Here is a 12656-nt window from a genome sequence, read left to right on the forward strand (position 1 = left end):
TTGAAGCCTCCATTACCTTTTAGTGAAGTAAGACAATCCCATCAGTCGTTCAATCAAGAACATCAGGATACCGGTTAAAATCATCAGCATAACCGAAATCGCCGCAATCGTCGGGTCAAAATAATTTTCGACGTAAGTCAGCATTTGAATGGGCAGGGTGCTGAAGCCCGGTCCTGTCATAAAGACGGAAATGTCGACATTGTTGAATGATTCCAGAAAGGCAATCAGGATAGCCGCAATAATACCTGAGCGGATGTTGGGCAGAACCACTTTGAAAAAGGTTTCCAGCCGTCCAGCCCCCAAACTAAGCGCTGCTTCCTCAATCGCAAAATCAAAGTTAGACAAACTGGATGCAATGACTCTAATAATGAACGGCAACATAATCACCGTATGTCCGATCAATAGTCCAGCATATACTGGTAAATGGTAAACTATGATCAAATAGCGCAGCAGTGTAAAACCAAGAACGATACCCGGTATGAGCAACGGAGAAAGGAATAAAGCATTCAGCGCATCCTTCCCACGAAACGAAAAACGACTAAGCGCATAGGCGGCAGGCATACCGATCAGCAGTGCCAAGATGTTGCCTAGCAGAGAGACGACAATGGACGTTTTGAACGTGGACATAAACAAATCCACTTCAAAAATATTTTCATACCAGCGCAAAGAAAAGCCCTGCGGAGGAAATTTTAATACCGTGCCCGGCTCGAAAGAAGTGACCGATATGATCAACAGCGGACCGAGCAGAAAGATGAAGACCAGCAGGCTAAAGAAGCCTAGTCCGTAATGTTTCTCCCGCATATCCACCTACCCCTTCGGATTGAGTTTATGGGCCGCCTTATTTAAGAGACCGACCACGATAAATGTAATAACAATCATAATTGTTGCAATAACAGAAGCTAAAAACCAGTCGTTTAGCGTCATCGCGTTCTGATACAAAAATGTAGCGATAACCCGCTGTTTTCCTCCAAGTAGTGCTGGTGTCGTATATGCAGTCAGGCTGCCCACGAAAACGAGAATGCTTCCAATGATCAGGCCCGGCACAGACAGCGGAAATACGATTTTACGAAATGCGCTGAATCTGGAGGCCCCGAGGCTCTGAGCAGCATGAACAAGATCACCGTCGATATTTTCGAGTACACCAATCAGTGAAATAATCATCAGCGGTAAAAACAAATGAACCAGACCAATAATCATCGCTGCCGGAGTATACAAAATATTCAGCGGCTCATCTACAAGTCCCAAACCGATGAGCACGTTATTTAACAGTCCCTTGCGACCCAGAATGACCATCCAGCTGAATGACCGCACCACCGGACTCGTCAACAAGGGGAAGATAGCCAGCGCTAACAAAATCCCTTTACGACGCGGGGCCTTTTGCGAAATATAATAAGCCGTCGGGAAGCCGAGTAATACGCACACGAGTGTCGTTACGACACTGACTTCCAGCGTAGTCAGCAATATTTTCAGAAAGTAAGGGTCCTTGAAGAAATGGAGATAGCCTTCTAGGGTGAATGAGCTGTTCTGTACGAAGGTCGAACCGATCGTCAACACAATCGGAATGACCATGAACACCGCCAGAAAGAGCAGACCTGGCAGCAGCAGCCAATACAAGTATGTTTTCTTCATGGGTAGCTCCTTGCGGTTATCAAAATGTTATTCCTTATTCAGCACCTGGATAAACAGCTCCAGAAAAGCTTCGCTGTCCACCTGTTCGCATACATTCATATTGGGGCTATGATTGAGGCGGTTCTGCACATCGCCCACCGTTTGTCCGTCACATATACGACTGGAGGTTTCCACGTCGACATACAACGACGAGGTATCTACTAACCTCGAATTCAATGCGACACCCACGGCAAGCGGGTCATGAAGCGCACAGGCTTTTACCCCGTTGCGTTCTTCATAACGCTTGGTATAAACGGCCGTGCTTTGAGCTACATAATTACGAATTGAAGGATGGGACAGACGAGCAATATGATCGGCAGTCAGCAGAGCCTTCCGTGTTACATCCAGTCCCACCTGTATCAACCGACCAAATCCTGCATGAAATACGATACGTGCGGCTTCAGGGTCAGCATACATGTTGTACTCCGCTACAGGTGTAATATTGCCGCACCCGTGAATAACACCGCCCATAAAAATGACCTCATCGACGTGATCCGTCAGTTCGGGACACTTCAGCAGCGCCAGTGCCAAATTGGTGAGCGGCCCGGTGCAAATGAGCGTCACTTCCCCCCGGTGAGCCATCACGGTATCGATGATGATATCTGGTGCAAAGCCTTCGGACGCAGACATAGCTGGGATTACTCCACTCAGTGCGCCTCCAATGCCGTCTTCTCCATGGACACGATGCTCGTGCAGGCCTTTACGTATTAAGGGAGCCTCCGCCCCCCGATAAACCGGAATATCCGGTCTATCCAAAAGGTCGAGGATTTTGCATGTGTTCAATGTTGCTTGTTTAAGTGAAACATTACCGCATACCGTAGTAATCGCTTGAATATCCAGCTGACCACTTTTGGCGGCTAGTAAAATACCCAACGCATCATCAATGCCCGTATCTACATCTAATATGACCTTTTTCATTATTGTGCAACTTCCCGGTTCCAGCGATCTGTCCATGCCTTGATATGATCGTTAACGAACTTCATATCCAGCTTGGTCAGCTTGTTCACTACCTCTGTACCGTACGTAATTCCCTCTGTATCCGCACCGGACAGTACCACCTGCGTATTCACCGGGGAATCAACCTTCGCCTTGGCAGACTTTTCTTGAACTTCCTTACTCAGCTGCCAGTTGATAAATTCCTCAGCCAGTTCCTTCTGGTCGGAGCCTTTCACTACATTAATTGTGTTCATTACTGCGTAAGCACCTTCACTAGGAGCTACAAATTTCGCCCCTGGCACAGCCGCCTGCAAATCTTTGAAGTACATTTCCATGATCGGACCGCCCGCAATTTCTTGTTGACTAAACATGTTCACGAACTCGGACGTTTTGCTATAAAACTTAACGATATTCGGACTCAGCTCTTTCAGTTTTCCGAAGGCTTGGTCTTCATTAAACTCCTTACTACCCGCTACCTTGGAGGCTGCATCTACCATCATCGGTCCCGCAGTCGCCGTAATATTCGGCAAAGTCACGTTTCCTTTGAACTCAGTTCCCCACAGGTCAGCCCAAGAGGTCACATTCTTTTTCACCAGCTCCGGATTATAGGCAATACCGAGACGCCCAACCGTATAAGCAGGACCATACTCCTCACCCAGCGGTGCTTTGGCAATATCATAAATTTGGTTCAGGTTCGGCACCTTGCTACGATCCAGCTTCTCAAACAATCCCTGTTGAATTCCTTGTTGAGCATAATAATCAGACAGATAAATCAGATCGACATCTGTGCTGCCTTGACTGATTTTGTTCAACCGTTCCGCATTATTTCCAATTTCGACCACGATGTCAACGTTATGTTCTTTTTCAAAAGGCTCGTACACTTCTTTGTTAAAAAAGTCCTCGGAAAAGCCCCATGTGGAAATAACTAGTTTCTTTTTCCCATCAGCTGAACCATCTTTTCCATCTGTCTGACCGCCAGTAGCATTACTGCCGCAACCTGCCAGTACCACGGATGCCAAGGTCACAGCCATAAACCCTTTAAACCATTTTTTCATATGAAACTCCCCCTATTTTTTATTATGCACACCTTATGACACAAAAAAGAAAAGTACTCTTGTAAAACAAGAATACTTTTCTTCGTAAACAAAGAATAAGTTGATCCCGCTGCGCGTTATAACAGGTTCTCCCCTCAGATAGATCCGAAGCGAAAAGCCGAATATCCAATTTTATTAGGATTCCTTCAGAATGATGTTCGTAATAGCCCACTGCGTTGCTGAATCATAATCACGCAGTAAAGCATCTATATCGAGCTCCATATCCTCAATCAGCTTCTCGCGAAGTCTCTTCTTGTACAGCATGGACATTCGGAAATCCACTTCCAGCTTCAAGCCGGGGGCTTCCACTTCCAATGCTGCCGAGCGTGGAGAACGCCGGTGCTTCGCCACAAAGGTAACAATGTTGTTCTCAACGGTGGCCCGCAGCAGCGTGGTCCCGAAGCCGAACAGTTCCTTTGAAACTTCATTGTAAATCTGGCACATCCGCTTCTTGCTTTCGTTACTGTCGAGCAGCGTCATGAACCCACCCTCATCAGCATATTACGTACAATCAATCTTTCAACACGATAGATTATACATAAATATACGATAAATAGCAAACAAAAATCCCTAATCCAAACACATATGATGCGAAAAAGCGAACAATATGTCGAACTTTGTAGCTTTTCAACATTTTTACACCTTTTTTAACTCATCCTCAAGCTTCCGAACGCTGCTATATTCGCCCACAGGGTAATTTTAAAGTAGACTCCGGTAAATCTCTGGCCAAAAGTTTTATCGTCGTCATTCCAGAGGAAATTTTTTTCCTTCTACTATATATGTAGTTTTTACTTAAATGCATTTAACCGTACCCCGCGGGAGTCCCCTAGCGATTGTACGGTTTTTTATGTTATGTAGCTGACTGGCCAGATGAGAACCCCTTCAAGAAAAAGCCGATTGAATCCACGAGGACACTACAAGAGTAGCCGGCCACAGCAGCATAAAGTTAGCAATAATATATGCCTTCTTAAAAGCATAACGATGATAAAAATACCAACAGCTCCATGATATGAATATTCCTATCGGGTAGCTCATTATGACATAGGCAAAAATATAACTGCTAAGATAATCTCCAGCTGTTGGTGCATCGAAAGAAAATACGACCACCATCAGCATGGCCGGATAGGCAAATAACGTTAAGCCATAAACGATATTCAATATAAGTAAAATGACAAATGCATTTTGATCTTTCATGATGTTCTCCTAACTATTGCAGTCCGCCTGTATCACCATTGTGCAGCCCGTTTACGTCTCTCCTCACGCCGATCAGCTTCTTCCATTTTGCGAATATAACGTTTCAACTGCTCTTTATGATCGTCCAATTCCTGTATTCGTACAGTTGTACCTTGGAGAAACGTCTCCATTTTACGTGTTAATTCAGCAGCTGATTCTCCTCGCCATTCATGCAGCCTACCATATATATTTTTCATCTGCTGCTCCTGATGCTGAAGTCTTTGCTTTAGCTGCTCGCATTGCTGAACAGCCCTACGCAGATCCCCCAGGCTCAAAGATATTCTGCTCATCTCTTTCGCCTCCCGTTGTGTTCTTCCAGCTGCTCTTTCTTATTGATCCACCATCGTAAATTCCTGGCCCTTGCGATCGATGTACTCTGCTATCTCTGTAATCGATTCCTGATACCAGCGATTAATCCGATCCAGTGTCGCCGTAGCACTATGCGCAAGCGGGGTCAAAGACTGACTTTCACTTGTCCCGATATGAGCCTGAAATAACTGAATGGACGCACGGGTGTCACTGGAAAATCCATGCAAGCTAGAACGCATCTGATTAGCCGCATGCTTTAGCTCCTCAGGTGTTAATTGAATTGTGCCTCCATTTTTGTTGCCCACAAAATATGCCCCACCATTAGTGCGACCATCTTGTTGTCCTGCTCCCATCAAATTCACACCCAGTGCAGTAGCAGCAAACTGCCCGAAGGCCCCCATTTGTCCACCATAGCGTTCAATCAGATCGCCCATGACTTCCTTGAGCTCTGCTCGCGCGGCCAGCATCTGCTCGTATGCCTGCACCCGTGGATTGCCTTCTACCAATTGTCCGTCCATGGTGTACAGCGGATTGCTGATATTGCCGTTTTTATCAAACGTAAAGTTTCCCATGCTATGAGTGTTCTCTCCACCTAATACAGAATTATAGAATTTGGTGAATGCATCTTGCTGCATCATAGGCAATGTAATCGGAACATAAACAATAGGAGTCCACTTGGGTCCAAGAAAAAGTCTTTCCAATTCGGTTTTTCTTTCCAAGGGAATTGAAACAGGAATAGTAAACTTGGCTACATTGGCAGTCTTATAATCACTCCCAATATGATACGTTTCCCCCACATGTTGGTTAGCCTTAGTGGCTCCCCCACCAACGCTATCTCCGGGATGGGCAAAAGCCACATTAGTCTTCTTGAATTCTCCTGCTTTTACCCTCTTTTGAAGATCTTCAGGCAATAAATGTACAATGCTCGGAGCAGCAAAACTCACAGATGATAAACCATTCTTCACTGCAACATATTCTGCTTCTGCACCGCCTAAAGAATGACCTGTCGTAGATATTTCGGCAGCGGGGTACTTCTTCTTCACTTCGTCGTACAGTGTTTGAGCTTTTGTAAATTGATTATCCTGATACTGGGCCTCATACTGATGAAATGAACTTTGTACCTGTGGGGGGGAATTTTTTATTTCTTCTTGATTATTTACATAATAATCGTGAACTTGATTTAAATTTTTCGCTCGTCCGCCCACAACATCGCTAATGTCCGTTCCTATGTCCATCGCTCTACTCCATATTGGTCTTCCCCCTGGTTCAGTTCCCCTATATCCTATAATCACCTGATTGGTATTCTCATTGTGAAAAACGGTCGCATCAAATCCAGAACCGTTCGTGTCATGTAATAGTTTCTCGTCTAAATCAGCAACCCTCCAACCAGGAATGTTATTATTTCTATAAGTCTTTGGATCAATATTCAATTCGTAAGCTTCATTCGATATGATCCAGTAAGTTTCATCTTTAACGTAATTCAATTTTTCCCCACCTTGTCTAAATAGCTGAGATATTATAAAGTTATAAAAAGTCATTATTTCCATTAAAGGAGAAAAGAAAATTGAAAAAGAAAATTTGGCTTTCTGCTCTTACCTTGGTTTCAATCCTTGTTGGAATCTTTTATTACATGCAATATACGGCGAATGTACAAAAAGAAGAATACGTCCAATCTGGCATACCTATTGGAAAAGAATACATTAGGAAACATTATAATGCCGAGTTTATATACAAAAATTACGACTTTATTGGCGGCTATGTTAACTCTACCGTTTATCTTCGTGGCTATATAAAAGGACATGAAGGTCAGATAATCTCACTAAATTACGACTATAAGAAAAAAAAGGTACTCTACGTAACTGGACCGGATTGGTTCATCGATAGTCAGGATCCCAAGGAGGACGTATCTGTTCCATAAAATAAGATTCGCTTTATTCAGTAAATAAGTTCACTCTTCCATTCTCAGGAAGCAATATCATTATAATGTATTATATTTATTTCGAGTATCAATCGGAACAGAAATGAGAACAAAGTCGGAGAGGATTGTATTTTTGGTGATAGTTCTTACCTAATAACGATTAGGACTTTATAGCTGTATGTTAGGAGAAGATTACGTAAATGAACATACCTTTTAAGTTGTGTCTAATATTTCTATGACGCCGCTTATTCTGACAGGATTCGGTTTCTCAGTACCTCAAGAAAAAGAGTTATAGATGTCGCAACTCCCATCGGCATCAACCTTATCCACTACAAACTACGCTATATTAGAGGTCACGAGAACAGCAAAATCACCATTCACTACACTTATTAAACTAAAGAAGTGATCAACGTTTCTGGACCGGGTTGGTTTGTTATTGGTTTATTAATAGTAGGGTTATAGATGAGGATGCTCGTTATTCCTAAGAAAGCGTGTAGCATATTCACTCCCAATTCTAAGGAGATTAATTCAACTTGAAAAAGAAACAATTATGGCTTTTTGTCTTTATATTACTTGTCATTCTGGTAGGGGTCTTCTATTACATACAGTATGCATCGAATGCCAAAAAAGAAGAAATCGTTCGGACAGGCATACCTATTGGAAAAGAGTACATCAAGAAATACTATAGGGCAGATTTCATATTTAAGAGTTATGACTATATAGGTAGCTATGTTAATAACACGGTTCATCTAATCGGTTATATAAAAGGGCATGAAGGCCAATCGATATCTATCGCTTACGATTTTAAAAAGAAAGAAGTGTCTAGTGTAACCGGACCAGATTGGTTCATTGACAGCCGCTATCCCAAAAAGATTATTTTTCCATTCTAAAGTCAAGTCCAGTACCCAAATAATCAGCCCTCTAACAGATGACTTTTTCCTAAATATGAAGAAGTAATATCATTAAAATACTTCCTGTTACTGAGAGATATTTGCAACAAAAATAAGAACCAAGTCTTGTTCACTGCATTCTGGTTGTAGTTCACATTAAATTATAAATAGCATGTTAGGGGAATGTTGCGTAAATGAACACAATCCTTAAATGTTGCACAGTTCTCATCATAATATTAACCATTCTGGGCGGTTGTGGTTTTTCTACCGCTCAAGAGGAAGAGATAGTGGAGTCTGCTACTACTGTCAGTATCAAATATATTAAAACTCACTATAATACGGATTTCGTATTAAAAAATTACAATATTGAAGAAAACAGTGTCTTTTCAAGAGTACATCTTTACGGCTATATAAAAGGAAACGATACAGACTTAATTAGGATATCCTATGACTTGGACTCAAAAGAAATCGTCAATGTTACGGGACCGGATTGGTTTATTGATAGTAGGGTTATAGATAAGAATGCACCTTATTCCTAAGAAAGCGTATAGCATATTTAGCTCAATTTTAAGGAGAATATTTCAACTTGAAAAAGAAACAACTATGGCTTTTGGTCTTTATATCACTTGTCATTCTGGTAGGAGTTTTCTATTACATGCAGTACGCATCGAATGTCAAAAAAGAAGAAATCGTTCGGACAGGCATACCTATTGGAAAAGAGTACATTAAGGAATACTATAGGGCAGATTTCATATTTAAGAGTTATGACTATATAGGTAGCTATGTTAATAACACGATTTACCTAATCGGCTATATAAAAGGACATGAAGATCACTCGATATCCATCGCTTACGATTTTGAAAAAAAAGAAGTCCTAGATGTATTAGGACCTACTTGGTTCATCGACAGTAGGAATCCTAAAAAGAATTAGAATATTGAACCATGATTGCAGAAAAGGCTCCCTAGGAGCCTTTTTCAGTCGTCGTTAGTCATATTTAACGCTATTCACCTTTGGTACTATGCTTAGTTACATAAATAAAGGGATATTCGCCTTTGCTTATTTTACGTTTCCATTCTTGGACCATATCTTCCTGGGTCGGTGTTTTCTCATTCACGATTGCTCCTGTAGTTACTTTAACCATATTCTTTACCCTCTCACGATGGATTAGTTATTGCGTCTTTATCTTTTCTCCAGTCATTTTGATGTTACCATTCATTTCTACCAAACTCGTTTTACATTTTAAACCGATAGCATCCTTCGCGGTGACCTGTATTGTGTTCCCCGCATTGAATACCAAATTTCCATCAGCCTTAACACGGATGTCCTTTTTACTCCGCAATTCGATGCCGTGGTCATCCAACAGTCGAATCACCACTTCATCGTCGTTCCCAGTGATTAAAATTTCATTTTTCTCAAATATAATGGCTTTGCGGTACTTGGTCATAAAGATCTTCGTCGACGGGTCCTTAATAAAGTCACCGCCTTTGGATCTCTTTCGGATCGAGTGGGTCACAATAGCGTCTTTTTCTTTAGCGGTCGGAAAGTAGATATCTACAAAATCAAACAGCTCCGGCATGCAGTACCATCCCGTATTCCCTTCCGATGTATAAAATGTAGCCGTTGGAAAAGCGAAGGTTTCCTTGACGTTAGGCTTGACCTTATCCATTTCATAAAAGAAAACCTTCACATGATCCTGCTCGATTCCAATGACCTTGGATTTCAATGACATGCCCCGAATGTCCTCATTTACAATCAAATCCTGTTTTATTCCATCCGCTGTAGTCAGCACATATTCATGCCACAAAGCACTATGTCGTATAAACGCAACAGACTGCAGGACGTATAAAGCTTTCCCTTTAAATTTAACCTCCGCCCCAATTTGCAGCAGGACATCTCTAGCCCCTGTCGTTTGCACTTTATAATATAAAAGGTTGTCACCCTTGCTGGCTCCTGGTTTGGTTTTTCTCGTCATGGAGTAGTTATACTGCCTGAGCTCACGCTGATTGACACCAGCCGGTAATCCAAAATAAAACTGAGGTTTTTCTCCAATCGGATCAGGTATTAGTCCCCAACCAAGCCGAGACGCTATACGTTTTAGAAACGACCAGTCCGTTTCGTCGAATTGCATCGTAAATTCCTGTAAAAGCTGATCTTTTAAGCGGCTCGTACAATTGGCTTTGGGATAGGATTTGAGTACATGTTCAAGTAATGCTTGCACCTTCATCTTCACATTTTGAAAGGATTGTCTATGAGGTATTTCATCCATCTGGCTTGTATAAGATAGAGCTTCGACAACCAAATGAGCTACATTGGATACCATCTTGATTCTGAACTGCGTGACTGGCCCTCGAAATAGCACACTCTGTTTATGATCGTCATTCATATAAGAAACAACTAACTTCGCCCCTGCTTCCATATGATCTGTATATTCTTCCATTTGAGCACCCGTTAATACACCTGTCAAAACGACCTTCACATGCTCATTCATTTTCTGTACAACTTTAACTTTCGGATTTTTGAGAGATAAAACTGTTCCATTATACTTGATGATTGGATATCCCATGTTACCGCTCCTCTATGTCGGTTAGTTTACGTTTATCCGTTGTTTGCTTACGTATTGTATGACATCTTTAATGGTTTGATTATGTCCCTGATCGTTGAGAGCCTCATCTAATGCAGAGAGCGTGGTAAAGGTTTTATTTTTCTTCTGAAAATATATGTCTGCTATAGGGAATGGCTTTGCACCATCTGGTCCAGAGCCCGTTTCATAATAAGCAATAATGATAACGTCTTTTAATCCATCCTTATTTACATCCTTGAAAGCCACTGCTTCTATGCCTTCATCAGCATACCACCATTCATTTCCATATAAATCTGGAAATGAATATATAACTCGCTCTTGGTCATCTAATAGAAAAAAGTAGTTTTTGGGAATTTCATCTTTATTTGCTTGAGTCGATACAAACCGTACTTTCCCAAAGCCTTCGAAAGTAGTTTGAAAAGACTGCGACTCTTCAATTTCATATTGGTCGGTATTCAACTTTTCACCGCTAACTGTGGAAACAGACTGATCCTCAACGGAACTTAACTCACTCCATAGTTCCTCATTTTGCCTAATATTCTCTGGAATTTGTGCAAAACGAATTTCATACTCCGCATGGTCCCCTACCACATGTGCCATAGGTACACTCATCCCCAATGAATCATTTGTGAAATAACTAAACGATTCCATTTCTACTTCCGCAAGCGAACCTTTGGTTACATCCGCATTTGTTAACAATTGAATCAAATCATCTTTTGTGAAATCACCAATTAATCCTTGTTGCTCCGGCTGAACAGCTGTAATCTTCCCGCTTTTTATAAGCTCAATAAAAGGTTTCTCGACCTTTACCAGATCCCTCAACCTTATTCTTGAAACCTGCTTCATATCCAGGTTCGTCGTATAAAACATATGAGTAGGATAGGCTGCGTCCTTCACATAATGAATACCCGTATATTGAACACTCAAGAATCGTTCACTTTCTCGTTTGATCTCATAATCAATTTCGACATGGACTCCAGCATTGGAATCCGCATAGTTTTGTAATCCTTCTAAAGCATCAGCCTTAAGAATTTTGTTTAAAGATTTCTGCTTTGCAATATCCTTGAGTTTTATAATTTGAGGGTATTTAATCACGATCCCATTTTTTGAATATTCCTCTTGAATGAGTTCATAGCTTTGCCGTTCACTATGAGTATTCAAGGCGGTGCTATATTCGGAATCAATACGGACTTCTCCACTTTTGGAGAACTCAATGATAAGGTTTTGTTCAGAATCATCACTGTTTATGAAGAAACCATCGCCGTGGTCTAAAACCTCGATACTCATGCTATCATGTTGTCGATTCTCTAAAATAAGCTCATCTATATCCTCGTTCAATTCCCACGCATCCGGAAGCTTTATCTTATCTGTTACTATTTCTTTCTGTGTCCATTTTTCCCCGGAGAATTCCCACAACGCAACAAATACGGGATCTGGATGATATATTGAAACATATCCCCCTAACCACAACTGTATTCCTTGGTCTGAATCTCGAACCACAAAGTCTGTAGTCAATTCTGGCCCGCCATCCTCAAGCATCTGGGCGTGTACAAGTTGCTTCGAACTCCACCACTGAATAAATGTGTATTTATTTCCGATCGTACCTGTCACCGTTTTAGGTGCTCTATAATTCATAACCCTAACGTTTAGCTTCCCACTTTTTAACGGAAACGATTTTGTTAAGATAGTGAGATTATTATCGAACTTTTCTACTAATTCTTCATCCTTCATCTCTACACTTTCAGGCTCATTTAACAACAAATTAAGTTCCTGTGTGAACTCCTCTAGCTTATTTTGTCTGGTATCAGAATCCTTATTTTCATCGTTGACTATATGGAGTTTTTTCACTAGCGTGTCCAGCTTTTTCGAATAGGAAATCGTTTTATCGTTATTTTGGAGAGAAAGCGCATGATTTGTTTTAGTTGCTGGAGAATTCTGTTCCTTCATGCATCCATTCAGCGCTACACAGGAAATGAGTAATAATAGGACGCAAGAAGCTCGCCCGTACTTCAAGTAATTCATGCTG

At 41.6% G+C, this 12656-nt stretch carries 15 protein-coding genes; 4 read left to right on the forward strand and 11 right to left on the reverse strand.

What is annotated here, in order from left to right; genetic code table 11:
• Positions 1 to 12: 12 nt before the first annotated feature.
• From MKY35_RS24620 to MKY35_RS24655, 8 genes are all read right to left on the reverse strand, one after another.
• Positions 13 to 801 (reverse strand): ABC transporter permease, encoded by a 789-nt coding sequence (locus tag MKY35_RS24620; RefSeq protein WP_013312456.1) that lies wholly within the window; start codon positions 799 to 801, stop codon positions 13 to 15.
• Positions 802 to 807: 6 nt separating this feature from the next.
• The gene (locus tag MKY35_RS24625; protein WP_013312457.1) at positions 808 to 1629 is read right to left on the reverse strand and encodes an ABC transporter permease; all 822 of its coding nucleotides are present in this window, start codon (positions 1627 to 1629) and stop codon (positions 808 to 810) included.
• 27 nt (positions 1630 to 1656) lie between these two features.
• Complete coding sequence (locus tag MKY35_RS24630; protein WP_342445065.1) at positions 1657 to 2586, reverse strand: nucleoside hydrolase; 930 nt, start codon at positions 2584 to 2586, stop codon at positions 1657 to 1659.
• Positions 2586 to 3659: an ABC transporter substrate-binding protein gene (locus MKY35_RS24635; protein ID WP_029518630.1), complete on the reverse strand. Its 1074-nt coding sequence runs from the start codon at positions 3657 to 3659 to the stop codon at positions 2586 to 2588. Before MKY35_RS24635 ends, MKY35_RS24630 begins: the two co-directional genes overlap by 1 nt.
• A 174-nt stretch (positions 3660 to 3833) precedes the next feature.
• Positions 3834 to 4178 (reverse strand): hypothetical protein, encoded by a 345-nt coding sequence (locus tag MKY35_RS24640; protein WP_029518631.1) that lies wholly within the window; start codon positions 4176 to 4178, stop codon positions 3834 to 3836.
• A gap of 402 nt (positions 4179 to 4580) precedes the next feature.
• On the reverse strand, positions 4581 to 4892 hold the full coding sequence (locus MKY35_RS24645) for a hypothetical protein (protein ID WP_250269812.1): 312 nt from the start codon (positions 4890 to 4892) through the stop codon (positions 4581 to 4583).
• Between the two features lie 32 nt (positions 4893 to 4924).
• Positions 4925 to 5221 (reverse strand): WXG100 family type VII secretion target, encoded by a 297-nt coding sequence (locus MKY35_RS24650; RefSeq protein WP_340886712.1) that lies wholly within the window; start codon positions 5219 to 5221, stop codon positions 4925 to 4927.
• Between the two features lie 39 nt (positions 5222 to 5260).
• Complete coding sequence (locus MKY35_RS24655) at positions 5261 to 6724, reverse strand: hypothetical protein (protein WP_342445066.1); 1464 nt, start codon at positions 6722 to 6724, stop codon at positions 5261 to 5263.
• 80 nt (positions 6725 to 6804) lie between these two features.
• On the opposite strand from MKY35_RS24655, the gene MKY35_RS24660 reads away from it, so the two are divergent.
• The 4 genes from MKY35_RS24660 to MKY35_RS24675 all read left to right on the forward strand — a co-directional run bounded on the left by MKY35_RS24660 (position 6805) and on the right by MKY35_RS24675 (position 8979).
• Positions 6805 to 7158: a hypothetical protein gene (locus MKY35_RS24660; protein WP_342445067.1), complete on the forward strand. Its 354-nt coding sequence runs from the start codon at positions 6805 to 6807 to the stop codon at positions 7156 to 7158.
• 533 nt (positions 7159 to 7691) lie between these two features.
• Positions 7692 to 8048: a hypothetical protein gene (locus tag MKY35_RS24665; protein ID WP_342445068.1), complete on the forward strand. Its 357-nt coding sequence runs from the start codon at positions 7692 to 7694 to the stop codon at positions 8046 to 8048.
• A 194-nt stretch (positions 8049 to 8242) separates the two neighbouring features.
• Entirely contained in the window at positions 8243 to 8587 is a 345-nt protein-coding gene (locus MKY35_RS24670; protein ID WP_342445069.1) for a hypothetical protein, read from the forward strand.
• A gap of 47 nt (positions 8588 to 8634) precedes the next feature.
• Positions 8635 to 8979 carry a hypothetical protein gene (locus MKY35_RS24675; RefSeq protein WP_342445070.1) on the forward strand — a complete coding sequence of 115 codons (345 nt, stop codon included), beginning with the start codon at positions 8635 to 8637 and terminating at the stop codon, positions 8977 to 8979.
• A 70-nt stretch (positions 8980 to 9049) separates the two neighbouring features.
• Here MKY35_RS24675 and MKY35_RS24680 read toward each other — a convergent pair whose 3' ends face one another.
• From MKY35_RS24680 to MKY35_RS24690, 3 genes are read right to left on the reverse strand one after another with little or no spacing between them, the layout of a single operon-like run.
• On the reverse strand, positions 9050 to 9190 hold the full coding sequence (locus MKY35_RS24680) for a hypothetical protein (RefSeq protein WP_342445071.1): 141 nt from the start codon (positions 9188 to 9190) through the stop codon (positions 9050 to 9052).
• 27 nt (positions 9191 to 9217) lie between these two features.
• Entirely contained in the window at positions 9218 to 10612 is a 1395-nt protein-coding gene (locus MKY35_RS24685; protein WP_342445072.1) for a hypothetical protein, read from the reverse strand.
• A 21-nt stretch (positions 10613 to 10633) separates the two neighbouring features.
• Entirely contained in the window at positions 10634 to 12652 is a 2019-nt protein-coding gene (locus MKY35_RS24690; RefSeq protein ID WP_342445073.1) for a DUF4163 domain-containing protein, read from the reverse strand.
• Between the last annotated feature and the right edge of the window lie 4 nt (positions 12653 to 12656).

Source organism: Paenibacillus sp. FSL L8-0638 (assembly GCF_038593075.1).
GTDB lineage: Bacteria > Bacillota > Bacilli > Paenibacillales > Paenibacillaceae > Paenibacillus > Paenibacillus polymyxa_D.

Bases quoted from the DNA above. Each gene is read 5' to 3' on its own strand.
- MKY35_RS24620 (WP_013312456.1), bottom strand. From the start codon at position 801: ATGCGGGAGAAACATTACGGACTAGGCTTCTTTAGCCTGCTGGTCTTC.
- MKY35_RS24625 (WP_013312457.1), bottom strand. From the start codon at position 1,629: ATGAAGAAAACATACTTGTATTGGCTGCTGCTGCCAGGTCTGCTCTTT.
- MKY35_RS24630 (WP_342445065.1), bottom strand. From the start codon at position 2,586: ATGAAAAAGGTCATATTAGATGTAGATACGGGCATTGATGATGCGTTG.
- MKY35_RS24635 (WP_029518630.1), bottom strand. From the start codon at position 3,659: ATGAAAAAATGGTTTAAAGGGTTTATGGCTGTGACCTTGGCATCCGTG.
- MKY35_RS24640 (WP_029518631.1), bottom strand. From the start codon at position 4,178: ATGACGCTGCTCGACAGTAACGAAAGCAAGAAGCGGATGTGCCAGATT.
- MKY35_RS24645 (WP_250269812.1), bottom strand. From the start codon at position 4,892: ATGAAAGATCAAAATGCATTTGTCATTTTACTTATATTGAATATCGTT.
- MKY35_RS24650 (WP_340886712.1), bottom strand. From the start codon at position 5,221: ATGAGCAGAATATCTTTGAGCCTGGGGGATCTGCGTAGGGCTGTTCAG.
- MKY35_RS24670 (WP_342445069.1), top strand. From the start codon at position 8,243: ATGAACACAATCCTTAAATGTTGCACAGTTCTCATCATAATATTAACC.
- MKY35_RS24680 (WP_342445071.1), bottom strand. From the start codon at position 9,190: ATGGTTAAAGTAACTACAGGAGCAATCGTGAATGAGAAAACACCGACC.
- MKY35_RS24685 (WP_342445072.1), bottom strand. From the start codon at position 10,612: ATGGGATATCCAATCATCAAGTATAATGGAACAGTTTTATCTCTCAAA.
- MKY35_RS24690 (WP_342445073.1), bottom strand. From the start codon at position 12,652: ATGAATTACTTGAAGTACGGGCGAGCTTCTTGCGTCCTATTATTACTC.